The following is a 26,419-nucleotide window of genomic DNA, read 5'->3' as shown; positions in this document are numbered from 1 at the left end:
AAATCATGATCAAAAAAATATTAATCGCCAACCGGGGGGAAATTGCGGGACGAGTCATACGGACGTGTAAACAATTAGGTATTGAAACGGTAGCTGTCTATTCAGAGGCTGATCAAAAAGCTCCTTTTGTGTCAATGGCCGACGAAAGTTATTTGTTGGGACCGCCGCGTGTACAGGAGAGCTATCTGAACACAGAAAAGATCATTGAGATTGCAAAAGACACAGATGCAGATGCCATCCACCCGGGATACGGATTTTTAAGCGAGAATAGCAAGTTTGTAGAATTATGTGAACAAGCTGGTATTCAATTTATCGGGCCTAAAGCAACGGTTATGGAGATTATGGGCAGTAAAATTGCAGCCAGAGATTCGATGAAGAAAGCTGGCGTACCTGTCGTACCCGGAACAGATGGTGCGGTTGCTTCAACTGATGAAGCAGTCGCCATTGCCCGGAGCATAGGCTATCCGATAATGCTTAAAGCTTCTGCAGGCGGCGGTGGTATTGGCATGCAGGTCGTGCAATCAGATGCTGAGCTCATAAAAGCATTTGAAAGTAATTCCAAGCGAGCACACACCTTCTTTGGCGATGGTGCCATGTTCATGGAGAAGAAATTGGAAAATGCAAGACATATCGAAATACAATTGCTCGCTGATAATTATGGAAACGCCATTCATTTATTTGAACGTGAATGCTCTATACAAAGAAGAAACCAAAAAGTAATTGAAGAAGCGCCTTCATCATTTATATCTAAAGAAACCCGCAAAAAAATGGGTGAGGCTGCAGTAAAAGCAGCTGAAACACTTGGATACACAAGTGCCGGCACAATTGAATTTCTGGTGGATGAGCATGAAAACTTTTACTTTCTGGAAATGAATACGCGCATTCAGGTTGAACATCCCGTGACTGAGGAAATCACCGGCGTTGATATTGTTGAACAACAAATTCGTATCGCAAATGGAAAGGAACTGGATATTGATCAATCAGGGGTCGATATGGATGGGCACGCTATTGAAGTACGTGTTTATGCTGAAGACCCCGAAACCTTTTTCCCTTCGCCGGGTCATATTTCAGTATTTGAACTACCTGAAGGCGAATTCATTCGCAATGAAGTGGCAGTGACAGCAGATTTTGATGTGACGCCATTTTACGATCCAATGATTGGAAAGCTGATTGTAAAAGGAAAAGATCGGACGGAAGCTATCCGATCGATGAAAAATGCATTATTGAAATATAAAGTGGAAGGGATTAAAACGAATATTCCGATGCTCTTGAAAGTATTGGATCATGATAAATTTAAGAGCGGCGAAACGACAACAGCGTTCGTTGATAACCATTATTTGTCTACAGCTAAAACAAACTAGGAGGTTTTTACAATGACAGAAATTAAAGCATCAATGGCAGGAAATGTTTGGAAAATAACAGTCAATGAAGGGGACAAAGTAGAAGAAGATCAGGATGTTGTTATCCTCGAATCAATGAAAATGGAAATACCAATCCCGGCAGAAGAAGATGGCACCGTAAAAGAATTGAAGGTCGCAGAAGGTGATTTCGTCAATGAAGGAGATACCATAGCAATCGTTGAATGATAAATAATTTTAGTTCCAGTCATTGGCTGGAACTAAAATTAACGGCTCGGGATCAAAAATATCCGGGAAGGAGAATTCAAGTGACAGCATTAATAGACTTGCAGATAAAAGACGGCCATATTGCCATCTTAACGCTCAACAGACCGGAAGCTATGAATGCAATGTCAATAGCGCTTCTTGATGAACTAAATGATCATGTAAATACGATTAATGCAAACTCTTCAATCCGCTGCACAATTATAACGGCTGCTGGTGAAAAAGCATTTTGTGCAGGAGCAGACCTGAAAGAGCGTAAAAATATGACACAAGATCAGGTTGTTGAAACAGTAAACTATATAGGTCGCACCATTACAGCCATTGAAAATATGAATATGCCAGTAATTGCTGCGATTAATGGAGCAGCATTCGGAGGCGGATTGGAACTTGCCCTCGGCTGTGATATTAGAATTACTGCAGCTCACGTCAAGATGGGACTGACTGAAACATCATTGGCAATCATTCCTGGTGCAGGGGGAACGCAACGCTTGAGCCGCTTAATCGGATTAGGAAAGGCAAAACGGCTTATTTTTACAGCAAAGCCTGTAGCATCAGATGAAGCTCTTTCTTTAGGATTAGTTGAACAAGTTACATCACTGGAAGAACTCCTTGAAAAAGCAATAGATATGGCTCAGGAAATTGCCGGCAATGGTCCTGTTGCACTCAGGCAGGCCAAAATGGCGATTAACAAAGGGGCAGACACTGATTTAAATACGGGATTGGTGATTGAACATTTATGTTATAAAGAAACAATTCCAACAGAAGATCGGTTGGAAGGTCTAAAAGCTTTTAAAGAAAAGCGCAAACCCGATTATCAGGGTAAGTAACGGGGAGGTATGGCAATGAACTATATTAACGATCTGAAAGAACGCATAGACAAGATTGAAAAAGGCGGGCATGAAAAATATCATCAAAAAAATGAAGAAAAGGGAAAAATGTTTGTCAGATCCAGGCTTAAACAGTTATTTGACGAGGATATCGATGTAGAAGACGCCTTTTTTGCTAATAACATGGCCGATGGGCTGCCTTCTGATGGCGTTGTGACAGGGATAGGCCGCATACATGGCCAAGACGTATGCGTTATGGCAAACGATTCGACTGTGAAAGCAGGTTCGTGGGGAAAAAGAACGGTGGAAAAAATTATTCGTATTCAGGAAACAGCAGCTAAACTGGAGATACCGATGCTTTATCTTGTGGATTCGGCAGGTGCGCGCATCACTGATCAAATAGAAATGTTTCCGGGGCGCCGCGGAGCCGGGCGGATTTTCCATAATCAAATAAAACTATCCGGCAGAGTGCCACAAGTTTGTCTTTTATTCGGACCTTCCGCCGCGGGTGGTGCGTACATACCGGCGTTCTGTGATATTGTCGTAATGGTTGATGGCAATGCATCGATGTATTTGGGCTCACCGAGAATGGCCGAAAAAGTTATCGGCGAAAAAGTGAGCCTTGAAGAAATGGGAGGTGCCAAAATGCATACCTCCGTTTCAGGTGTTGGCGATGTGTTGGTTAAATCTGAAGAGGAAGCAATCAGCTATACGCGTCATTACCTTTCTTATTTTCCACCTAATTTCAGAGAAAAACCGGCTGCTGTTGAACCAAAGACGGTTAAACAGTTTGAAAAGTCGATAACTGAACTTATACCGGAAAATCAGAATGCACCATTTAATATGCTTGATCTTATTAAACAACTCATTGATGAAGACAGCTTCTGTGAAATAAAAAAGAAATTTGCACCCGAATTGATTACAGGTCTTTCCCGCATTGATGGAAAGGCAGTTGGGATTATTGCGAATCAGCCACGAATGAAAGGCGGCGTTTTGTTTCCGGATTCAGCTGATAAAGCAGCTAAATTTATCCAACTATGTGACGCCTTCAACATACCATTATTATTCCTGATGGACATCCCCGGGTTTATGATTGGCACAAAAGTTGAGCAAGCAGGCATTATCCGTCATGGTGCCAAGATGCTCGCGACGATGAGTGAGGCAACTGTGCCTAAAATTTCGGTTGTTGTGCGAAAAGCCTATGGCGCCGGTCTGTACGCCATGGCTGGTCCTGCTTTTGAGCCTGATGCGTGTTTGGCCTTACCAACAGCGCAAATTGCTGTCATGGGTCCTGAAGCCGCCGTTAATGCTGTATACGCGAATAAAATAGCCGAATTACCTGAGGAAGAACGTCCGCAATTTGTAAAAGAAAAGCAAGAGGAATATAAAGATAACATTGATATTTACCGATTAGCGTCAGAAATGGTAGTGGATGCAGTTGTGGATCCAGATAAATTAAGAAGCGAATTGATCAAGCGTTATCAGATATATGAAGCAAAGAATGTAACATTCACAGAGCGCAAACATGGCGTCTATCCCGTATAAGAACAAAACCCCTGTATAGCAGGGGTTTTTCACTTTTTTGACTGTCACCTAAAACTTATTGCACAGTTGATGTAAACTGCGACACAGTGAAAATTCTTCCTTCTGATTCCAGTTAGTTCTATGACACCGCTCCGGAAATACACGCCGCTTTCCGCGGGCGGCTGGTGAGCCTCCTCGGGCTAACGCCCAGCGGAGTCTCACCTATGCCTATGCTCCCGCAGGAGTCGGCGTGTATTTCCTACGCTAGGCTTGTTTGCTCCTATACTCCTATGGAAACAGTTAACACTTCCCAGCGCAGGCAATATACGAAGACTCCTATGGGAACAGCACGTGTCCGAAGACCCCGCAAGAAAGCGGTAAGGTTCAAAGGCTAAGTACGCCACGTCCTGTGGCAATGCCTTTGTGACCAACATCCTGTTGGCCCGAGGCCGTGCCCATGGAAAGCGAAGTATATTGCCGGAGCGGCTTTAAGCATTCACGTGTATTTCCGAAGCGGTGGACGGGGCACTAACTAGTTCGCAGTTTATGTTTTTGTGTCAAAAGGATAACTTGAAAATACACTGATAAAAAAGCAAAATGACTACTCGCAAAAAGTGTAAACCATAATTATATTATGTAAACACGATTTTATGACGCCACAAATACTGACGAAATATGATACGATAACCGTGGCAAATCTAGTAGTGTCGTGCCCCAAATATTATTTAACGAGGTGACAGCGTTGAAGATACATGACTTCATGATTACTGATGTCATATCAATTCAGAAAGATACGACCATAAAAGAACTGTTAAAAACGTTTGTCGAGCATAAAATCGGCGGTGTGCCAGTTGTTGATGAAGACAATCATTTAATAGGGATGATTAGTGACGGTGATATTATTCGCTACTTACAGCCGAATGGCCGTACGATTTACGATGCCTTCTCAATGGTTTTTATCAGAGAAACAGAGGAACTGAAACAAAAAGTGGAAACCAGTATCGAACGCCACTCCGGCGGGATTATGAAAAAAAACATTTACACGGTAAGACCTGATGATGAAATCGAAGAAGCGCTGACAATTTTATCACGTTATCATTTCAAGAAAATCCCCGTAACGGATGATTCCGGCAGAGTGGTTGGCGTGATAAGCCGAGGCGATATTATCCGATCAATCTACAATAAAGTTATTACTGAATCAAAAGATTAAACAAGTTAATAGGGCAGTACTGTCTAAATCGCTGAAATCTGTCGACTTTAGCATCAGTGCTTTGCTATAATACTATCATAATTGTTTGGATGGAAGGGAAACGAACATTACATGATAACCGAAGTGCAATACACTGGAATAAACAAAAAGCAATTGGTGAGCTTATATCAGATAATGCTTGAGAATGCAGATATGAAAAGTGCTGAAAAGATGCTTCAAATTTCCAAGAAGTGGATGAATCAGGAGTTTATGGTCAGTTTTATTGGTCATTTTTCTGCTGGTAAATCTTCTATGATCAACCACCTTTTAGAACGCCTTATCCTGCCTAAGAGCCCGATCCCAACCAGTGCGAACGTTGTCAAAATAACGTCTGGAGAGGGAAGAGCCCAGGTCTATACGGATGAAGGAACTGTGCTTGAATACGAAGAACCGTATGATATCGATATGATAAAAGACTATGCAATGGAGAAAGGCACGATTAAAGAAATTGAAATCAGTACGAAAGAAGCTATTTTACCAGAGAACTGCACAATCATCGACACGCCGGGAATTGATGCAGCAGATGATGCAGATCGTCTAATCACTGAATCATCAATGCACTTGGTAGATGCTCTTTTTTATGTTATGGATTATAACCATGTTCAATCGGAGGTTAACTTGGAATTTCTTAAAAAAGTGCAGAAGCATCATATACCGTTTTTTATTATTATTAATCAGATCGATAAACATAACGAAAACGAATTGCCCTTCGATGAGTTTTGTCGAAAAATTAATCAAACGTTTGAACAATGGGGAATTATGCCTGAGAAAGTCTATTATTCTTCTTTATTTGACAAAGAATCTCCAAACAATCAAATCGACGCAATAAAAAACGAGCTATTTCAGCTGCTGACAAACGAAAGAGATAACTTTTTAAATGTGGAACGTTCTGTCGAACAGGTGGTAGATGAGCATAAACGGCATTTACAACAGGAGTATGAGTCTGAAGTAAGCGAAAGCGACCCCGGAGAGGGCGATAGTGTCTACCGATTGGAAGAATTGAACCTCAAAATCAATCGGCTAAATAATTTGTCCGAAGACCTTGAAAAAGACGTGCGGCACGAAGTTAATACAACATTGAAAAATGCTTATCTGATGCCTGCAACTTTGCGCGATTTGGCGCATGCTTATTTGCAGTCACAGCAACAGGACTTTAAAGTTGGACTTTTTGGTTCGAACAAAAAGACAGCCGAAGCTCGCCGCAAACGGGAAGCTGATTTCTTAGCCGGGTTACAGGAGACAATCGAGACCTCGGTACAATGGAGGCTGCGTGACAAGCTATTGAATTTGTTGCAGTCATATGGTTTGCATGACCAGGAAATAACACACCAAGTGCAAAACATGTCGATCACTTATGATACGGCAAACCTTCGTTCGCTGATTAAGCCCGGAGCGACCGTAAATGGTGATTATGTCCTTCATTATACTGATGATATCAGTAACGATATTAAACAGAAATATAAACAAGAAGCACTTAAGCTCTTGGATTCGGCTAAAGAATTAATCACTGATAAAACATCTAATGAGCTTGCTGAATTGGAATCGGAACGAGCAGATGTAGAGAACACACAAAAACAGCGCGAAACGACTGAAATGCTCAAACGTGATTTAGATGAAAAGCTACGCGAAGTTGACACTAGCTTCACAAATCCGAAAATAAACGATGATGACTGGCAGGAACTCGAAAAAGCAATGGCATTCACAAATGAGATCATTAAAATGGATGATTTAACTACTGATAAAAAAACAACTGCACCAGCTATTGAGGAGTTTCAAACAGATCAACACCCACCAGAATCTGGATACAATTATCAAGCAGATCGTGTTTTAAGTGATCTGGAAGACGTTACTGAGACGGTAAAAGAATTGCCCGGTTTTGGTTCAATTATAGCTGATTTGCAGCATAAACATAACCGGTTAAAGAGCCGCAAGTTTACCGTTGCGCTATTCGGCGCTTTCAGTGCGGGAAAATCCTCGCTTGCGAACGCGCTGATTGGAGAGCATATTCTGCCTTCAGCACCTAATCCGACAACGGCTGTTATCAATCGGATTAATCCTGTAAATGAGGATTATAAACATGGTACGGTAATCGTGAAAATGAAAGATGAAGCAACACTGATCAGCGATCTTAAATCACTGCTCCATCAGTTTGAACCTGAAACAGACAGTATTGATGAGTTATTAGCCTGGATAGTGAAACACAATATCCATCAGAACGATCAATTGCATACGACGCAACAGGCTTATTTGAAGGCACTTCTTGAAGGTTACAAGAACCGCGAAAAAGAAATCGGCGATGAAATAGCAATCGGACTCGATGAATTCGCTTCTTTCGTAACGGATGAAACAATTGCAAGTTTCATCGAGTCAGTTGACCTCTATTACGATTGCAAGCTGACAAGAGACGGCATCACATTAGTTGATACGCCTGGTGCCGATTCGATTAACGCCAGACATACTGATGTGGCATTTGATTATATTAAATACGCTGATGCAATTCTATATGTCACCTATTATAACCATGCTTTTTCACGGGCCGATAAAGATTTTCTCATGCAGCTCGGCCGTGTAAAAGACTCTTTCCAGCTGGATAAAATGTTCTTTGTTATGAATGCTTCTGATCTGGCTGAAGACACGTCAGAACGTGAAATGGTTCAACGCTATATAAAAGAGCAGCTGACATCACTTGGTATTCACTTTCCAAGGTTATTCCCGGTATCAAGTAAACGCTCGCTTGAAGAAAAACAGGAAAACAGTCATTTAAATGGACAAATGAAAGCTTTCGAATATGCGTTTGAAAATTTTATTCGTAACGAATTGGCTTCGTTGACCATTGATTCAGCAATCAGGGACATCAGCCGGGCTAAGCTGTCAATCACGCATTTTTTGGAATCCCTACAGATGGACGAAGAAGAAAAGAAACGTGCGCGTCGGGATTTAATAACTAAACGAACGTCTTTAAAAATGGTGATCAACGACATTAACAGTGATTTATACGAACAGCAAATCACCCAAAAACTTGAAAAACAGTTATACTTTGTGCTCGAAAGATTCTCGATCCGATTTAACGATATGTTTAAAGAAACGTTTAATCCTGGTACGATTACTGAGTCGGGCAGAAAAGCTTCTCAACAATTAAAAAACAACCTCAGAAAACTTTTGGATTATGCGGGGTACGAGTTATTACAAGAATTACGGGCTGTTTCACTAAGAATTGAATCGTTTGTGAACGAAATGAAACACGATATTTATCTTGATTACACAAGTAAAAGTAAGGATATTGATGAAGGCTTTCTTTTGCCCCATTTTGAAGCGACAGATCTCGTGACGCCTGATTATGAGCAAGCATTTTTTGATCTTTCGGTTCAAACATTTGATAAAGAACTAAAAGGATTTAATGGACCAAAAGCCTTCTTTGCCAAAAACGAAAAAGAGACCATGAAAGAGAATATTTTTAACCTTTTATACCCATTTGCAAATGACTACATCAACGAAAGTCACACCAAAATGCAGACATCATATAGTCAACAGTGGCAAATTATCATTGGGAATATAAAAGATTTTATTGATGAACATGTTGACAGCTACATTGATAATCAATTACAAATTATGGATGATCAAACAATTGACCTCGAAACATTGAGGAAAAGTGAAGGTAAACTCACTTCGATTTTAGCGAATTACGAGGAGATGAGCTAAAGTGAACGAAGAAAAGAATACGATTATGCTTGTCGATGGAATGGCTTTACTCTTCAGGGGATTTTTTGCAACAGCGTTCAGAGGAAATTTCATGAAAACAAGTAAAGGTCTTCCGACGAATGGTGTTTATCAATTTATGCGGTATTTTCTTGATGCTGCAGAGAAATTTTCACCATCCCATGTAATTTGCTGTTGGGATATGGGAAGCAAGACATTTCGCACGGAACTCTACAAGGAATATAAAGCTAACCGGTCTGAACCTCCTGAGGAGCTAATCCCACAGTTTGAGCTCATCAAGAACGTTGTCGATGCTTTTGATATTCCCAATATAGGTCTGGAAAACTATGAGGCTGATGATTGTATTGGTACGCTGGCAAGACAAAATTCATCTGATAATGATGTGTTAATTTTGACCGGTGATCAGGATATTTTACAATTAGTTGATGACGGCATTCGTGTCGCAATCATGCGTAAAGGTATCGGCAACTACGAAATATTTGAAAAAGAAACATTCGCAGGCCGGAAAGGTCTTCAACCTGAACAAATTGTTGATTTGAAGGGGCTAATGGGAGATAGTTCCGATAACTATCCAGGTGTAAAGGGAATCGGTGAAAAAACCGCATTAAAGTTAATTCAGGAACATGGCTCGATTGATCAAATTCTAGAAAATCTTGATAAACTTCCTAATGGTGTACAAACCAAAATACGTGACGACAGGGACATGCTTGAATTATCCAGACAGCTGGCTGAGATAAAATGTGATCTATCAGTCAGCTGCAGTCTGGATAACGCTGTCTGGCAATATGACAAAAAAATTGTGGAAAGTAAGTTTCAGGAACTGGAGCTTAACAATTTGGTCAAACTAGTCAATTAGAATCCACTTAAATGAAAGACAACTATTCACGAGGTATTCGTGTTGAATGGTTGTCTTTTAATGTGCGCGCCAATATTTGTGTGGTGCACATAATAAACGGGAATAGCTTTTCTTAACAATTGGTGACATGATAAGCTACTTGTAGGGAATGGTAATTATTAACCTGAGAAAAGAAGGTGACTATCATCGTTTTCACACAGAAGGAAATAATCGAATGGCAAAGTCAATACCCAATTCTTAAGGAGATTATTGAACTGCGTCCTGTATTTTGGATGAACCCAAATCTTACTAAGATGGATGAAGCAATTTCGTTACCCTTGACACGTAAAGATATTGAAGATGCTGAATTGCGGTGGCAGCGATTCGCACCATTCCTGGAAAGGACTTTTCCAGAAACTAGTGCTACAAACGGCGTAATTGAATCGCCCTTGAAAGAAATCAGCCAAATGAAAAATAAACACTTAACTGAGATGGACGGTAAGTTTTATTTAAAGTGTGATCATGAACTCCCGGTTGCAGGTTCCATTAAAGCCAGAGGCGGTTTCTATGAAGTTTTGCAGTATGCTGAAAAGCTGGCGATTGAATCGGGCATGTTGCGAAACGACGAGGATTACGAGGTATTTTTAACAGATCGTTTCAAGTCTTTTTTTAATCAGTATTCAATTGGCGTAGGCTCGACAGGTAATTTGGGACTAAGCATCGGCATTATTAGTGCAAAACTTGGGTTCAATGTGTCGGTATATATGTCAATGGATGCAAAACAATGGAAAAAAGATTTATTGCGCAAAAACGGTGCTGAAGTATTGGAGTTTGAAGGCGATTTCAGTGAAGCGATTAAAGCGGGAAGGGAAGCAACGGTTAAAAACCCGAAAGGTTACTTCATAGATGACGAGGATTCCAAACATTTATTTTTAGGTTATAGTACCGCTGCATTAAGGTTAGAAAAACAGCTCAAAGCGAAAGATATAACTGTGGATGCTGATCACCCGTTGTTCGTTTATTTACCTTGTGGCGTCGGCGGCTCGCCGGGCGGCATTACGTTTGGCTTAAAACAGGTTCTTGGCGATCATGTTCATTGTTTTTTTGCAGAACCTACCCATTCGCCGTCTGTTCTAATCGGCCTCGTGACTGGTGAATTGGACAATATAAGTGTACAGGATTTCGGGATCGATAATCGCACCGAAGCAGACGGACTTGCTGTCGGTCGGCCGTCCCGTTTTGCGACCGTGGTCAGTGATCAATTGACCAGTGGCATATACACACTGGAAGATGACGAATTGTACCGGCAGCTCGCTTACCTTGCCGATACTGAAGAAATCTATTTGGAACCTTCAGCAGCAGCTGGATTAATCGGACCCAAGCAGATATATCGTTATGCTGAAGAAAATAATATCAAATTAAGTCATGCCAATCATATAGCGTGGGCTACCGGCGGATCTCTTGTGCCTGAAAAGGATATGCAAATGTTTTATAATAAAGGAAAAAATTTAAAATAGGAAGGTTGTTTAATATGAAAGTCGCACAGGACATAACGGAATTAATAGGCGAAACCCCACTTGTCAAGCTCCATCACATTGTACCGGAAGAAGCGGCTGAAATTTACTTGAAGCTGGAATCGTTCAATCCGAGTAAAAGTGTTAAAGACCGTGCTGCCTTCAACATGATTAAAATGGCTGAACAAGAAGGACTCATTAAACCAGGTGCCACGATTATCGAACCAACGAGCGGGAATACGGGTATAGGACTCGCGATGAGCGCTGCCGCAAGAGGTTATAAAGCAATTATGGTCATGCCGGATAACAGTACACAGGAACGCCGTAATATTTTACGGGCATATGGTGCCGAAGTGGTGTTAACCCCAAGTGAAGACAAAATGCCCGGGGCAATCGAAAAAGCAAATGAACTTCATAAAGAAATTCCAAATAGTTTCATTCCGCAGCAATTTGAAAATAGTGCTAATCCGGATATTCACCGTTCAACAACTGCTTTGGAAATATACGAGCAGATAGATGGAAAACTCGATGCGTTTGTAGCAACTGCGGGAACTGGGGGGACGATAACAGGCACCGGAGAAGTATTGAAAGAAAAAATGCCAGATTTGCATATTACAGTTGCTGAACCAAAAGGATCTCCTGTATTGTCCGGCGGAAAAGCTGGCTCACATAAATTAGTAGGAACGAGTCCGGGCTTTGTACCGGATATATTAAATACATCCATTTACGATGAAATTATGCAAATTGAGGATGATGATGCGGTCGATATGTTTAAAACACTCCCGCAGAAAGAAGGTATTTTTATTGGCTTGTCCGGTGCCGCAGCTGTATATGCCGCTGTAGCGGTCGCCAAACAACTTGGAAAAGGTAAAAAGTTAGTCTGTATGGCACCTGACACAGGTGAGCGTTATTTAAGTATGAATCTTTTTGATGAATAGAATTATTAAAATGAGCAGCTTGAGCAAAAAGCTGCTCTCTTTTTTTATGTACACGTGGGTAATCTATCCATACTGCGTTTTTTCATTTTAATCTGTCTGAACTAATATCTTAACTGTAACAGCCATTTACAAGGACACATATATTAATCCGGAAGTTATAATTCAGACAGGAGGAAAATAATGTTTTCAGAAAATCCCTATTTTAAAAATATGTATCCTTTTGCTTACAAGCCTTATGATGGCGTGCAGTACAATACTCACGAAACTGACCTCCGTCAACAGTCAATCAGCGGGCAGGCTACCTGGACAGAGGGTGGAAGGATTACTAAATGCGGTATCCCGTGGTCAGATAATTTATACATGACGACAGCTGTTGGTGAAAATACTTCCTATCAATGTGGGGAAACATTGCAAATTATTTATCCTGTGACTGGCAGATCTATTCTTGTTGAGGTAGTTGATAAAGTTCCAAATTATCCCGAGAATCGGCTTAACGTTCATCGAAGAGTATTTGAAACACTGGGTGCCAATCCTCAGCAGGGTGTGATCGACATTCAAATTCGGCCTGTTTCCAGTCTAGAGCAGCAGCAGTGGGGAAGTTATTTACAACGGATTGTTCAAAATGCATATGGGAGCTACCAGATTACCGGACAAAGTTTTATCGGTAAAACTGAAGATGATGGGCGTATGATAGAAACATACGAGTATCAGCTTCAGTCAGCGCAAGAATCGATTGTTGTAAGAGCCAGGGCGATTTATAACCCGCATAACAATAGAATACTATCAATCGATATCACCGAAGTTTAACGATTGAGTAACGGGCAGAAGTGAGTTGATCTGTCCGTTTTAATTTTCAATAAATTAATAGCTGCGGCGTTCCGAATATGTTATAATAATATTACGAACACAAGTTCTAATGTGAAAGGGAGGCGGAGGCCGTGACAAATCAGACGGGGAAGATACGCAAAAGAACTTTGTCCACTGGTAAAATTATCGAACTGTATCAGAAGGGGATGAGTACAACCGAAATCGCGGTGAAAGCTAATGTCTCATCAAGATATATTCGAATATTGCTTAAACAAAATAAAGTGCAATTGCGACCGAGAGGAAGCTGGAAACGAAAATATGAGTTTAATGAAGATTATTTCAAAACATGGTCCAATAATATGGCGTACATATTAGGTTTTTTTATTGCTGACGGCACAGTAGCCCGTGATGGCCAATTCGTAAGTTTTGCTCAAAAAGAAAAATACATTCTGGAGAATATTAAACAAGAAATCGGGTCTGATCAGCCTTTATACCAGAATAAAAAGACGGGTGTATATATTTTAAATTTCAACAGCAAAATTATGAAGGCGGACTTAATCGACATTCATGGTGTCATACCTGACAAATCAAGGTTAATTACATTGCCGGAAGTGCCAGATGAATATATGAGTCATTTCATTAGAGGTTATTTTGATGGTGATGGTTATATTAATTATGAGCAATATACTGTAACGTTTGTTGGCGGTTCGAAATTATTTATGAACCAGCTAAATGAAATATTACTGAAAAAACGGTTAAGAACCCAGTATGTCAATGATGGGAAAAACGTTCGACTTCATATCAGGGGCAGACAATCAATTAAACGGTTCTCAGATTGGATTTATAATAATAAAGACCGTAAACTCTTTCTAAGACGTAAATATGAAATATTCGCTAGGGAAAAACTGAAGGCTGAGGATTTAAGCGATAGTAAAGATATAAATACCATTGCAGCAATTGAAAAACGAAAATTAAACTTTTTGACCATATTTTCTATATTAGTTTCTGAAGAAAAGGCTTGTGAATGTATCGGCATTAATATAAATACGTATAAAAGATGGCTTAAAGAAGATCATAAATTTAAATTTAACTTCGATGTTATTTGGACCTATATAATGAAGGGATGATAATCCGAACATGTTTTTTTGCAACTCGGGTTAACATAATATTTATTATAGGAACCTATAAATTATAATTGTCTCGCATAAAAGTATACTTATGATAGTGAGACAAAACCAAAAAAACGCCATTAATGAATATTATGGCGCTTTGTTTATAAGATCTAATGCTATTTTTTGTTTATGGAAATGAAATTTACACATTTGCAATTGATTATTCCAAATCAACTTTATTCAATGGTTCTTTCGCTGGTCCTTCGATAACATCACCTGTATAAGAATAACGCGATCCATGGCACGGACAATCCCATGTGCGATCGCCTGAATTCCAGTTAACTTCACATCCAAGATGCTTGCATGTCGTATCTACCGCGTGAATCTGATTTTCTTCATCCTTATATACACCGGTTCGTTTACCACGAACTCTTGTAATCGTGGCATCATCTGGTTTGAGATTTTTAACGTTATCATTGGTGTATTCAAGTTTTCCTCGAATCATGTGTTTTGCCACATCAGTATTCATCTTTGCAAACTTTCGCACCGATGGATCTGCCTGAAACCGTGATGGTGCAAATAGATCTCGATATGGATTATCTTTCTCGAGAATTCTGTCAGTAATAATTTTAGCTGCAATCGTTCCGTTCGTCATTCCCCATTTTCGATAACCTGTCGCAACAAAAATATTATCTTCATTCTTGGTTACGGGACCAATATAAGGTAGTTTGTCCAAAGTTGTCAGATCCTGCGCGGACCATCTGTATTTAAACTCAGAAATGCCGAATTGTTTTGCAGCATAATCCTGCAAAGCCTCATAATGCTTAATTGTTGATTCGCCTTGGCCTGTTTTGTGACTATCGCCACCTATCAACCATAAATCCTCATCATTCATATTGACTGATCTTATTGAGCGTGTTGGTGATTCAGCATTGATATACATTCCGCCGGGAAAAGTTTTAGGTGTTTTGACAGCAATAATATAAGAGCGTTCAGGATACATTCGAACAGGATAAAATCCTTCGCCATCATAAAACGGATAATGGGAAGCTTGGATGACGTACCGACAGTTAACCCTCCTCCCTTCTCGGGTCACAATAGAGGGATGTTTGTTACGGTCAATATCCGTTGCCGTTGTGTTTTCAAAGATTTGCAAACCATTTTCAACAGCCTTTTCTGTCATCGTCTTTAAATACTTAAGTGGATGAAATTGGGCCTGATTCTTCATGTTTAACGCAGATTTGATTGGTACATCGAGTGCTATGCTGCCCGAAAGTTCACTAGCAATTTCAAGCTGATCATACGCATCCTTTTCAGCTTCCAGTTGTGATAAATAGTCCTCTGAATTTGTGAATATGTATGCATCTTCTTCTTTGTAATCACAATTTATATTATGCGTTTGAATTGTTTTTTCAATGAATTGTTTCGCCTCATTACTTGCTTGGTAATATTGCGCAGCTTTTTCCTTTCCAAAATGCTGTATTAATTCATTATAAATTATCCCATGCTGTGCCGTGACTTTGGCTGTTGTATGACCGGTGACACCGTTTAAAACTTTTCCTGCGTCGAGCAGCGTTACATTCAACCCTTCTTTTGTCAGTAAATAGGCTGCAGTAATCCCAGTGATGCCCCCTCCAACAATCCCGACATCCGTTTTAATCGATTCATTTAATCTGGGATATTCGGGGAGTGATACTGATTCTCTCCAATAAGACGCTGGATACTGGGGCATATTTCTTTCGGTATTCATGTATGTCATCCTTCCTCAATTCTACAATTAGTTGTCTAATTAGTTTAAGCAGCAAGACAAGGATTAATCCATATTTAATCAATAATACAGCAAAAAAACAACCGGGTTCCGGCCCGATTGTTATTTTAATTCCAATAGTTTTGTTTTCAGTTCTTCTTCCATGTCAGTCATTTCTTTTTCGGCCTGTAGACGTCTTTCACGGCCTTCTGCTTGAACGTTGATCGTTTCCTCAATTGAGCTTAGCAAATTTTCTTGTGTTTGTTTGAGTGTTTCGATATCGACTAACCCACGCTCAGTTTCTTTTGCTGTTTCAGTTGAATTCGTTTTAAGCATTTCTGAGTTTTTTAAAAGCAAATCATTCGTTGTTTGAGATACTTGCTTCTGCGCTTCTGTTGCATGACGCTGTCGGATGATTGTCAGTGCAATGGCAATTTGATTTTTCCATAATGGGATAGCGGTTAATATAGATGATTGGATTTTTTCCACGAGTGCCTGATTGGTATTTTGAATTAAGCGTATTTGTGGTGCGCTCTGTGTTGTGATTTGCCGGCTTAATCTCAGGTCATGGACACGCTTGTCCAAACGCTCAGCAAATTGGATCATATCGTTCACTTTTTGAACGTCCATTTGGTTGCCGGATTGTTCCGCCTTTTGTTTTAAGTCAGGAATAAGCTCATTTTCCAATTCATCACGCTTAACCTCTCCAGCAGCAATATAAATATTCAACGCATCAAAATAATCTTTGTTCTTGTCAAAAACCTCCTGAAGCAGTTCATTGTCTTTCTTCAACGTTCCTTTATAGTTATCAAGCTGCAGACTGATCCGGTCAATTTGTGCGCCAGTTTTCTGGTAACGGGACAAGATTTCGTTTACAGAATTTGAAATCTTTCCAAACATCCTTGATAACACGCCACGCTTCTCAGGTTTTAATTCGTCCGGGTTCACCTGCTCAAGCTTTTTCATAAGGTTTTCCAATGTATTGCCAATTTCACCTGCGTCATTTTTTTGCACATGTTCCAACATCGAATGAGAGAAAGCATGCAGCTTAGATTGTGCTTCTACCCCGTATTCAGTAACCGATTCAAAATTATTTGGATCAATCTGTTGTTTTAAAGTTAATGCTTTTTGCTTGTTTTCTTCAGTTAATGAGTCAAAAAGTCTGTCCCGATAATTATCCTGGTTCGTTAAGTTATTCGAATCCTGTTGGCTGAAAGGGTTTTGCAATAATTCATCCAAGTCAGATGAAGGCGAATGTTTGTAGTCACTCATTTGATGGCCTCGCTTTCTTTTTTAGATGTGTTTCTCAATGATTGATTTGCAATATCCAGCTCGAAATGCAGGGTATTTATATCGTCACGCAGCATCAGATGAAGATCATTTTGAATGGTGGTGTTTAGTTGTGTAATGGTTTTCGAGGTCTCCTTCAGTGATTGGTTAATGTCATTTGACCGCGCTGGCTGGGACTTTAAATAAGCATATTTCTCCATTAACGTTACAAGCGAATCAAGATGCTTATAATAAAACTCCTCTGCCTTAAAGAAACGTTTTGGATCTTTTTTTGTATTGGCATAAATTTTTCGGACAGTCACAAGTATGTTGATGTATTCCTTTGCCTGTCGCATATTGCGAATGCTTGATAATTTGCTCTGAAGACGTTTAATTTTAGCTTTTGCTTCGACAAGATTTTGCTGAATATATTTATATTCTTTTCGTGTAAGCTCGTGTCGTCGCAGGAAGCGGAAAAGTATTATTTCTTTTGATAAGAGATAGCTTGTCCCGCCGCCGGCAGCAGCGTATATACCTGACATCAGCAAAGCTGTGTCATATCCAAAAAAGCTGATTATCCATGTTACCGCGGCAGTTGACGTTCCCAATGCCGAACAAAATATCAGTGTAAAAAATCGTCGCATTGTTTCAGCTCCTATTATTTAGAACCGGTTTTAAGAATCCCACTTAGTAATACGTTAAAGTCTATAAAAGGTTTCATACTTCTATTTTAAACAAATTTATATCATTTTTAAATATAATCGCATATAAAGTAATGACAAAATAAAAAAACTGAAAGCAAAGACATTTGCTCTCAGTTCTGTTCCTTACATGCTTTTCTTTCTATATTGGGATCGGGAACGATATTGTTGTGGAGCCCTGACTGGATAGTGTACTGGTACACTGTAAAAGTGAACAAGAGATGTAAATGGTATCGAAGCAAACAGACCAAATCCGAGCAGTGTATGCAGTTTAAATAAGAAAGGTATACCAGTCATCAGCTGGTATTGCGGATTTAAGGCAAACAAACTTCTGAACCAAGGTCCAATTGATGTCCGGTAATCAAATTCCTGCGCCGTATCATTTTGAAACAGCATCATATAGACACCGATTCCCGAAATGATTAAGAGCGCTATCACTGAATAGTAGTCTGAGAAACTGGCATGGACTCTGACCGGATTATAGACGATCTTTCGAATTAAAAGAATAATCAGACCGGCTACCGCCATTAACCCGGCCGTTAAACCGCCATAAAAAGCTCCGAAATGATATAAATCATCTGATACACCAATTGCATGATAGAAATCCATTGGGATAACGATTCCCATTATATGCCCGAAGAATGCGGCAATAATTCCTACATGAAAAAGCGGGGAGCCAATTCTCAGCCATTTTTTTTCAAAGAATTCAGTGGACGGAGCTGTCCAGCTCAATTGGCGATAAGCAAAACGGTATAATAAACCTAGCACCATAATAACCAGTGTTGCGTAAGGGAAAATAACCCACCAAAAAACGTCGCTCATGCGTCATCACTCCTTTGGGCAAGGGAGGTAACAGCGGAAGACTTAATTCTTCCGCTGGATACGACTTCCTTAGCCATACATGATTGGGTATGGTAATTCTTCAAGATCGGCTTCTTCCCTTTCAAATTCCAATCGCTGTATTTCCTTTTTTGTTGGTTGCGGGAAGATTTCTTCCATTAATAATTCCATGAAATTGAAATATGGATTTTCGTCAGGTAAATTATTTTTAATACGTTGTACGGCAATGGCTAAACGTCTGATTAATCGTTCATTATTGTCACTCTCCGGCGCTACTGCAAGAAATTCAAATAACATTGGAATATAATCAGCTAAATCATCATCAGTCCGTTCGTACCCGGCTTCATCGATGATGTTTTGCAGTCTGATAATGGCTGCTCCACGTTTACTGCTGTCACCAAGTTCATGTGCAGTCAGGTAAAGTCCATTTTTAGCCCGCAAGTCAAACGTGGAAACATACATTTTTCTCAAATCTTCAATTGAAAAGAGATAAAAGATGGAAACAATTGATTCTAATCGCTTGTGTAACTGTTCATTTTCAATATCGTTATCGATGCAGTCTTTGATATCGCTGAGATCTTCTCTGAAATCATCCTCGGGATATGCAAGTAAACGCGAACCAATAATTAACAGCGTTCGTTCCTGACTATCCATTATCTGTTCCCCCCGGCAAGGGAAGCCATACCTTCAGGCGGGGCCAGGTCTTCGAGGCTGCATGCGCCTTGCTCATAATAAAGGTCATCATCCATTTCCCTTCTGCCTGTTGGAATAACGAAGCGTTCATTATACTTGGCAACTCCTAATAAGCGCGCCATATCTTCAAGTTCTTCAGGCGTCGTATCCGCTTCCTTAAGTAATTCGCTTTGCCTGAATTCATCAATTCCGCCGACCGTTTTTCCGCGCATGTGTACGCGCATAGCAGTCAGCTTTAGCAATACTTTTCGCATTAGTTTTGTATCATCCGCAGCCAATATTGAAGCAAGGTATTCAACAGGAATTCGCATTTGATCGACAGCCGGAATGTAGCCATCAGTATCCAAATCGTCTTCATTTGTAATATGGTTCATAATCGGGCTAAGTGGCGGTACATACCAGACCATCGGCAGCGTACGATATTCGGGATGAAGCGGAAGTGCAATTTTCCATTGCATTGCCATTTTGTAAATCGGTGAGTTTTGTGCGCCTTCAATCCACTCGTCATTAATGCCTGCTTTGCGTGCCTCTTCAATAACTTCAGGGTCAAACGGATCCTGAAACACAGACAATTGAGACTCATAAAGATCTTGTGGATCTTCAACCGAAGCTGCTTCTTTTACTTTATCAGCATCATATAGGACTACCCCGATATAACGGATACGTCCGACACATGTTTCAGAACAAATTGTCGGCATGCCTGCTTCAGTCCGCGGATAGCAGAAATTGCATTTTTCTGCCTTGTGTGAATTCCAGTTGTAATAGACTTTATGGTACGGGCATCCGCTCATGCAGAAACGCCAGCCGCGGCAAGCTTCCTGGTCCACGAGTACAATGCCGTCTTCGTCCCGTTTATACAACGCCCCTGATGGACACGAAGCCACGCATGATGGGTTTAAACAATGTTCACAAATTCTTGGCAGATACATCATAAATGTTTTCTCATATTCCAAGGAGATGTGCTCCTGGAGCTTTTCAACCGTCGGATCCTGTGAAACAGTTTCTGTGCCGCCGGCCAAATCATCATCCCAGTTGGATCCCCATTCCGGTTTATCGATATATTCACCTGTAATGACAGATTGCGGTCTTGCTACAGGCAAATTCTCGCTTTTCGGGCTATGAATTAAGTTGTCATAGTTATATGTCCACGGTTCATAGTAATCATCCATTGTGGCCATATCTGGATTGTAAAAAATATTTAAGAGCTTGGAAATAGGGCCGCCTGCTTTAAGTTGCAATTTGCCATTCTTGAGCGTCCATCCGCCTTTAAATCGTTCTGTATCTTCCCAGCGTTTTGGGTACCCGGTTCCGGGCCGGGTTTCGACGTTGTTAAACCACATGTACTCCGTTCCAGGCCGGTTTGTCCACGTATTTTTACATGTGACAGAACAGGTGTGACAGCCGATACATTTATCCAAATGCATTACCATTGCTACTTGTGCTTTAATTTTCAAGCCAATCTACCTCCTTTAAAGCTCTGATGACGGCTATTGTGTCCCGCTGATGACCTGTTGGACCATAATAGTTAAATCCATAACTTAATTGCGAATAGCCGCCAATCATATGTGTGCCTTTGAGCGTTACACGTGTCACACTGTTATGGGTACCGCCGCGTCTTTTACCACCATCTTTTTCGATGGATGTGGCAGGTACACCTAAGGTCCGATCTTGTGCATGGTACATATATGCCATACCTTTAGGAATCCGGTAAGTTACCACAACTCTCGCTGCAATAGCACCATTTCGGTTATAGACTTCCACAAAATCATTGTCCTTTAAATCGATTGAGTGTGCATCGTCTTCGTTCATCCATATCGTCTGCCATCCTCTGAACAATTGCGACATAGCCGTTGTATCGGTGAACATTGTGTGAATGCCCCATTTTTGGTGTGGTGTTAAATATCTGACGGTAATTGATTTATTATCATTCTCCGCCACACCTTCTTCTTTTTTCAAGAACGGTCCGTACCTTAACGGTGGCAGATATAATGGGAGCCCTTCACCATAATCGAGCATCATCTCGTGATCAACATAAAAACTTTGTCTGCCGGTCAATGTCCGCCATGGAATGTTATATTCCGTATTGACCGTGAATGGCGAATAGCGTCGATGGTCTTTTTCGAGACCACTCCAAACCGGTGTAGAAATGGCATTTCTTGGCTGAATACTTAAATCTCTCAGCGTATGATCTTCTTCAGCTCGAGGTTTTGCAATATCTTCCAGTTTCTGTCCGGTTTTTTCTTCAAGCGATTTCCACCCCGCTACCGCTCGCTTCCCATTTGTAGCACCCGACATCGCCAGGATGGCATTGATGGCCTGCTCGTCGTTATATAAGTCTGGACGGCCTTTTCCAATTCCTTCCCGTCTTGATGTACCAAGCCGTTTTTCCAAATCCTGATAAACCTCTTCGCCAGGAATGGTGACACCTTTACCCCCATAACCATTTTTGATTAACGGTCCGATCGTGGTCATTTTTTGATAAACATTAGGGTAATCACGTTCAACTAATTTAAAGCTTGGCATCGTTTTTCCTGGAATTGCTTCAACTTCTCCCTTTCGCCAATCTTTAATTTTACCATAAGCTTGTGCAATTTCACCGGGTGAGTCATGTGCAAGTGGTGACATCACAAGCTCTTCAGTTGCAGGCAAGTGTTTTTCTGAAAGCTCGGAGAAAACTTTACTGATCTCCCGGAACGTATTCCAGTCACTTTTCGCCTCCCATGGCGGAGAAATTGCTGCATTAAACGGGTGGACAAATGGATGTAAATCTGTGCTGCTGATATCATTCTTTTCATACCATGTTGCTGCGGGGAGCACAATATCAGAAAACAAACCTGAACTTGTCATCCGGAAGTCTACACTGACTAAAAGATCTGCTTTTCCTGTAGGAGCTTCACCTTCAGTATTAATGGTTTCCGGCTGCCATGAGTTTTCCGGCTCAGCCAATACTTGATTGTCTCCGCCGACAAGGTGTTTAACAAAGAACTCATGTCCTTTACCGCTGTCTCCGAGGAGGTTTGACCGCCAATTAAAGAATACTCTCGGGAAATTTCTTGGATCATCAGGGTTTTCGATAGCCCAGTCAATTTTTTCTTGCTTGATTTGACCGACGACATCATCGATAATCTCCTGCTCCGTTTGGGCACCCCGTTCCCGGCTTTCCTTAACAAGATCAATTGAGTTTTGTGAAAACTGCGGATATGACGGGAGCCATCCAAGCCTTGCCGAAAGTGCATTCAAGTCAGCCGGGTGCATTGAGTTATATTTACTCCCCCACTCGGTCTCTTCAGGTTCTTCCGGAATCGATTCATAACGGAATTGATCAGTGATGAAATAAAAATATGATGTTCCATTCTGGTGTCTTGGTGGTTTCTGCCAGTCGCCGGCAAAAGCAACTTGCTGCCATCCTTCTTGCGGACGAACTTTTTCCTGGCCGACGTAATGGGCCCATCCGCCCCCGTTAACACCTTGTGAGCCGGTCAACAGTACGAGGTTCAAAATGGCACGGTAAATTTGATCACTATGATACCAATGATTGGTACCGCCGCCCATGGCAATCATTGATTTGCCATTGGTACGTTCCGCATTGTCAGCAAATTCTTTAGCTACTTTTATAACATGATTCTTGTTAACCCCTGTAATAGACTCCTGCCATGCGGGTGTATATGGCTTCGGATCATCATAGTCTGCAGGATAATCTCCTTCCAGGCCGCGACCGACCCCGGTATGTGCCATCATCAGATCATAGACTGTGGTCACTTTGACAGTCTCGCCGCTGGCATTCTGCACGTGTCTGACAGGTACACCGCGCTTGACAATATCGCCATCCTGTTCGGCAAAATAAGGGAAGCTCACCATCACGGTCTCATCGGACTTCTCGATAAAACTGAGTTCAGGATCTATCGTGCTCCCATCCTCTTTATCAAGCTCCAGGTTCCATTTGCGGCCTCCATCCCAGCGGAAGCCCATACTGCCATTTGGTGTTTCAAGATGATCGGTCTGAGCATCCCAGACAAGCGTTTTCCATTCACCAAGTGTTTGATCGTTATTGATATCGGATGCACGCAAAAAGCGATCACTGCGATATTCTTCACCATGTTCATTTAAAGTGACTAAATAAGGTAAGTCGGTAAACTTTTTAGCGTATGAAGTAAAGTAAGGTGTTTCTCTATTAACATAGAATTCTTTTAAAATAACATGTGTCATGGCCATTGCAAGTGCAGCATCGGTTCCGGCTTTTGCAGGAAGCCAAATATCGGCAAATTTCTCATATTCAGCATAGTCCGGACTTACGCCGACAACTTTGGTGCCATTGTATCTTGCTTCAACCATGAAATGGGCATCAGGGGTCCGTGTCTGCGGCAAATTTGTGCCCCATATGATAAAGTATTTGGAATTGTACCAGTCAGCACTTTCCGGAACGTCCGTCTGCTCACCCCATACTTGTGGTGAAGCTGGCGGCAGGTCAGCGTACCAGTCGTAAAAGCTCAGAATTGTTCCGCCGATTAAAGAGAGAAAACGGGTGCCTGATGAGTAACTTATCATCGACATCGCTGGAATCGGGCTGAAGCCGGCAACACGGTCAGGGCCGTATTTTCTAATCGTTTGAATCGTTGCACTGGCAATCATTTCAGACATATCCCGCCATGTGGCCCGAACAAATCCGCCTTTCCCGCGTGCTCTTACGTACTGTTCGCGCTTTTCGGGACTGCTGACAATGTTCTCCCATGCTTCCACGGGGTCTTTATGATTGTTCCGTTCTTCTTTCCAAAGTTCATATAAATCACTTCGGACATAGGGATATTTTACCCTGATGGGACTGTAAGTATACCATGAAAAGCTGGCACCTCTCGGGCACCCGCGCGGTTCGTATTCAGGAAAGTCATCACCCGTGCTTGGGTAATCGGTCTGCTGTGTTTCGGACGTAATAATCCCGTCTTTTACGTAGATTTTCCAGCTGCATGAACCGGTGCAATTAACACCATGCGTTGAGCGGACAATTTTATCATGCTGCCATCTCCGGCGATAGATATCTTCTGAGTCACGAGGACGCGGACTTTCCTCGGTCCATCCTTCATTCAGTTTATTGCCCGATTTTATATGTTTTAATTTATCGAATAATTTATTGCTACTTCTCACTTGCTCCCACCGCCTTCAGATTGTGCTTCAATTGGATTAAATCTGTCGCCTAAAATACGAAAGCTTCCTTCCCCTTCTTTTAATTCTTCAAGAAACACTTTTAAACTTGGCACATTCGAAGCTACTAATATGAGGCGTTCCAGTGTTTCATACGAACTGATTGCATAAATTTCCTCTATCACTTTTGGCGGAATGTCGCCAAATCGCATCTTCAGGACGGAGATTAAATCTTCACGATCTTCGACTATATTGGCCTCATCTTCAAATAAAAACAATCGCGGACACCCTTTCATTCAGAAGTTCGATAGTAAAAATTGTTTTATTTTGGTCTCATCATCTTGTAATAATCAGCAATCATCACTTCTTTGCAAGTGTCTCCTATTTTTTCTATGAACCCGGATAATTCGCCCCCATTTTTTTCAATTGCTTCAACCGAAAAGTACGCTGCTTCCCTATGTGCAAAACTATCCCCAAAGTAAACGATTACCTCATATCCTGCATCAACCGGGATAACCTTGGTTTGTATATCATAGGGGTGAATGTTGTGCTGTTCTTCCAATTGTTCAGCTATTTGGTGATGCAATTGCGGCAAAATAACCCGCATAGGTTTTTCATGTTTTCCAGCTGCTTGTTCAGAACTCAATCGCTTTACCTCCTGAAGTGTATATGCTAGTGATCCGGAAGAACTTCCATTTCTTTCTCATTATGAAGCTCATCAACAATAATTAATGATTGAAAACGCTGTATTGTTGCATCATTAATTCCATTTTTCGGCAATTCCTGTTTAATGTCACCTACAATGATTCGCAGCAAATCATGATCACGTGTTAGAGCAATAATATCGTCCTTCACATTCGGATCCGCTTCAACCAAGTCTTTATATAATCCGTCTTCCTCTGCATCTGCATGAGCAAGTGTTCTTGTTTCCCATTGTTCTATAAGTACATATGCTAATTCCAACGCTTCTTCTTCTTGATTATTTTGAAAAAGTTTGTCGAGCATGTTTGTCAGTTCGATCGCTTCATTCAAAGCTGCTTCATGAATAGCGCTGTGACTGTCAACCCGTTTAAGAGCAGGACCGGACATCCCTGCACCTCCTATTAAAAAAAGTAATGTATTGTTCCAATTTTCTTCAGCATATCATGTAGAAAAATGCGGTACAATTAATATCTGAGCAAAATTGGGATTTATGTGACAATTATCACGGAATAGATTTAACAGGATTGTCGAAAATTAGAAAACGCTTGATAAAAGTGGTTTGAGACGCGTTTTGGCTGGCAATATATTATTATTAGGTACTTTTAATAAAGGAGGCGCTAAAATTGCATGCACATATAACCGTTAATGGTCGTGTGCAAGGGGTCGGCTTCAGATATTCTGCTCAGCAGCGGGCTTACCATTATAATTTAAATGGATGGGTGCAAAACAATTCTGACGGAACAGTGAATATAGAAGTGGAAGGTGATGATCATAATGTTCAGTCATTTTTGAACGATCTTGAGAAAGGATTCAGTCCCTTTATTCGTGTGCGGGACATGGAAGTGGATACACAACATAAGGAAAAAGGTTATAAGGATTTTATAATCAGATAACAGAAGACCGCTGTCGGTGTAGATAGCGGTCTTCTGTTATTGCTAGCTTTCTTCAAAAAACTGTGCATTTAAATTAATATATTTTTCTTCACCTTCGGGCACTTCGTCTTCCATATAAATAGCTTCGACTGGACAAACAGCCTCACAGGCACCACAGTCAATGCATATATCCGGATCAATATAAAACATATCTTTACCTTCTTCTATGCAATCAACAGGACATACTTCAACGCATTCCCCTGATTTTTCATTTATACAAGGTGATGTGATAACAAAAGCCAAGCAATTCCCCT

At 41.0% G+C, this 26,419-nt stretch carries 23 protein-coding genes; 12 read left to right on the top strand and 11 right to left on the bottom strand.

Translation table 11 applies throughout. The annotated features are described in order from the left end of the window. Positions 1-5 precede the first annotated feature (5 nt). From BMZ22_RS06375 to BMZ22_RS06325, 11 genes are all read left to right on the top strand, one after another. Positions 6-1,361: an acetyl-CoA carboxylase biotin carboxylase subunit gene (locus BMZ22_RS06375; protein WP_090083265.1), complete on the top strand. Its 1,356-nt coding sequence runs from the start codon at positions 6-8 to the stop codon at positions 1,359-1,361. 12 nt (positions 1,362-1,373) lie between these two features. Then, the gene (locus BMZ22_RS06370; RefSeq protein ID WP_090083263.1) at positions 1,374-1,586 is read left to right on the top strand and encodes an acetyl-CoA carboxylase biotin carboxyl carrier protein subunit; all 213 of its coding nucleotides are present in this window, start codon (positions 1,374-1,376) and stop codon (positions 1,584-1,586) included. Between the two features lie 80 nt (positions 1,587-1,666). Then, the gene (locus BMZ22_RS06365; RefSeq protein ID WP_090083260.1) at positions 1,667-2,449 is read left to right on the top strand and encodes an enoyl-CoA hydratase; all 783 of its coding nucleotides are present in this window, start codon (positions 1,667-1,669) and stop codon (positions 2,447-2,449) included. Between the two features lie 15 nt (positions 2,450-2,464). Then, positions 2,465-3,994, top strand: a complete 1,530-nt coding sequence (locus BMZ22_RS06360; protein ID WP_090083258.1) for an acyl-CoA carboxylase subunit beta — start codon at positions 2,465-2,467, stop codon at positions 3,992-3,994. Positions 3,995-4,715: 721 nt separating this feature from the next. Then, positions 4,716-5,183: a CBS domain-containing protein gene (locus BMZ22_RS06355; protein ID WP_090083256.1), complete on the top strand. Its 468-nt coding sequence runs from the start codon at positions 4,716-4,718 to the stop codon at positions 5,181-5,183. 111 nt (positions 5,184-5,294) lie between these two features. Beyond that, a complete protein-coding gene (locus BMZ22_RS06350) occupies positions 5,295-8,921 on the top strand; it encodes a dynamin family protein (protein ID WP_090083253.1) in 3,627 nt (1,208 codons plus the stop codon). Positions 8,922-8,946: 25 nt separating this feature from the next. Then, a complete protein-coding gene (locus BMZ22_RS06345) occupies positions 8,947-9,795 on the top strand; it encodes a 5'-3' exonuclease (RefSeq protein ID WP_090083946.1) in 849 nt (282 codons plus the stop codon). 185 nt (positions 9,796-9,980) lie between these two features. After that, a complete protein-coding gene (locus BMZ22_RS06340; RefSeq protein WP_425434273.1) occupies positions 9,981-11,291 on the top strand; it encodes a D-serine ammonia-lyase in 1,311 nt (436 codons plus the stop codon). A gap of 14 nt (positions 11,292-11,305) precedes the next feature. Further along, complete coding sequence (cysK, locus tag BMZ22_RS06335; RefSeq protein ID WP_090083251.1) at positions 11,306-12,226, top strand: cysteine synthase A; 921 nt, start codon at positions 11,306-11,308, stop codon at positions 12,224-12,226. Positions 12,227-12,406: 180 nt separating this feature from the next. Then, entirely contained in the window at positions 12,407-13,033 is a 627-nt protein-coding gene (locus BMZ22_RS06330; RefSeq protein WP_090083249.1) for an RlpA-like double-psi beta-barrel domain-containing protein, read from the top strand. A gap of 131 nt (positions 13,034-13,164) precedes the next feature. Then, entirely contained in the window at positions 13,165-14,160 is a 996-nt protein-coding gene (locus BMZ22_RS06325; protein ID WP_245745234.1) for an LAGLIDADG family homing endonuclease, read from the top strand. Positions 14,161-14,365: 205 nt separating this feature from the next. Here BMZ22_RS06325 and BMZ22_RS06320 read toward each other — a convergent pair whose 3' ends face one another. From BMZ22_RS06320 to BMZ22_RS06275, 10 genes are all read right to left on the bottom strand, one after another. Next, on the bottom strand, positions 14,366-15,895 hold the full coding sequence (locus BMZ22_RS06320; RefSeq protein WP_177183363.1) for an FAD-dependent oxidoreductase: 1,530 nt from the start codon (positions 15,893-15,895) through the stop codon (positions 14,366-14,368). Positions 15,896-16,015: 120 nt separating this feature from the next. Next, the gene (locus BMZ22_RS06315) at positions 16,016-17,164 is read right to left on the bottom strand and encodes a toxic anion resistance protein (protein WP_090083243.1); all 1,149 of its coding nucleotides are present in this window, start codon (positions 17,162-17,164) and stop codon (positions 16,016-16,018) included. Further along, a complete protein-coding gene (locus BMZ22_RS06310; RefSeq protein WP_090083240.1) occupies positions 17,161-17,805 on the bottom strand; it encodes a 5-bromo-4-chloroindolyl phosphate hydrolysis family protein in 645 nt (214 codons plus the stop codon). The genes BMZ22_RS06315 and BMZ22_RS06310 overlap by 4 nt, the downstream gene beginning before the upstream one ends. 183 nt (positions 17,806-17,988) lie before the next feature. Further along, the gene (gene narI, locus BMZ22_RS06305; protein WP_090083238.1) at positions 17,989-18,684 is read right to left on the bottom strand and encodes a respiratory nitrate reductase subunit gamma; all 696 of its coding nucleotides are present in this window, start codon (positions 18,682-18,684) and stop codon (positions 17,989-17,991) included. 69 nt (positions 18,685-18,753) lie between these two features. Then, a complete protein-coding gene (narJ, locus tag BMZ22_RS06300; protein ID WP_090083235.1) occupies positions 18,754-19,356 on the bottom strand; it encodes a nitrate reductase molybdenum cofactor assembly chaperone in 603 nt (200 codons plus the stop codon). Next, positions 19,356-20,849 carry a nitrate reductase subunit beta gene (gene narH / locus BMZ22_RS06295; protein ID WP_090083233.1) on the bottom strand — a complete coding sequence of 498 codons (1,494 nt, stop codon included), beginning with the start codon at positions 20,847-20,849 and terminating at the stop codon, positions 19,356-19,358. The genes narJ and narH overlap by 1 nt, the downstream gene beginning before the upstream one ends. Then, the gene (locus tag BMZ22_RS06290) at positions 20,839-24,534 is read right to left on the bottom strand and encodes a nitrate reductase subunit alpha (protein ID WP_090083231.1); all 3,696 of its coding nucleotides are present in this window, start codon (positions 24,532-24,534) and stop codon (positions 20,839-20,841) included. The genes narH and BMZ22_RS06290 overlap by 11 nt, the downstream gene beginning before the upstream one ends. Then, the gene (locus tag BMZ22_RS06285; RefSeq protein WP_090083229.1) at positions 24,531-24,809 is read right to left on the bottom strand and encodes a hypothetical protein; all 279 of its coding nucleotides are present in this window, start codon (positions 24,807-24,809) and stop codon (positions 24,531-24,533) included. Before BMZ22_RS06285 ends, BMZ22_RS06290 begins: the two co-directional genes overlap by 4 nt. A gap of 44 nt (positions 24,810-24,853) precedes the next feature. After that, positions 24,854-25,177: a hypothetical protein gene (locus BMZ22_RS06280; RefSeq protein ID WP_090083226.1), complete on the bottom strand. Its 324-nt coding sequence runs from the start codon at positions 25,175-25,177 to the stop codon at positions 24,854-24,856. Between the two features lie 26 nt (positions 25,178-25,203). After that, positions 25,204-25,620, bottom strand: coding sequence for a hemerythrin domain-containing protein (locus BMZ22_RS06275; RefSeq protein ID WP_090083223.1), 417 nt, complete (start codon positions 25,618-25,620; stop codon positions 25,204-25,206). Between the two features lie 236 nt (positions 25,621-25,856). Here BMZ22_RS06275 and BMZ22_RS06270 point away from each other — a divergent pair, with 236 nt between their 5' ends. Then, positions 25,857-26,126: an acylphosphatase gene (locus BMZ22_RS06270; protein ID WP_090083220.1), complete on the top strand. Its 270-nt coding sequence runs from the start codon at positions 25,857-25,859 to the stop codon at positions 26,124-26,126. A gap of 42 nt (positions 26,127-26,168) precedes the next feature. Here BMZ22_RS06270 and BMZ22_RS06265 read toward each other — a convergent pair whose 3' ends face one another. Further along, positions 26,169-26,408: a ferredoxin family protein gene (locus BMZ22_RS06265; RefSeq protein WP_090083217.1), complete on the bottom strand. Its 240-nt coding sequence runs from the start codon at positions 26,406-26,408 to the stop codon at positions 26,169-26,171. Positions 26,409-26,419: the final 11 nt, after the last annotated feature.

Origin of the sequence: Lentibacillus persicus, assembly GCF_900112705.1 — a bacterium.
Lineage (GTDB): Bacteria > Bacillota > Bacilli > Bacillales > Amphibacillaceae > Lentibacillus > Lentibacillus persicus.
Note: the sequence above shows the minus strand (reverse complement) of the source record. Positions and strands in the feature narration are given on the sequence as shown.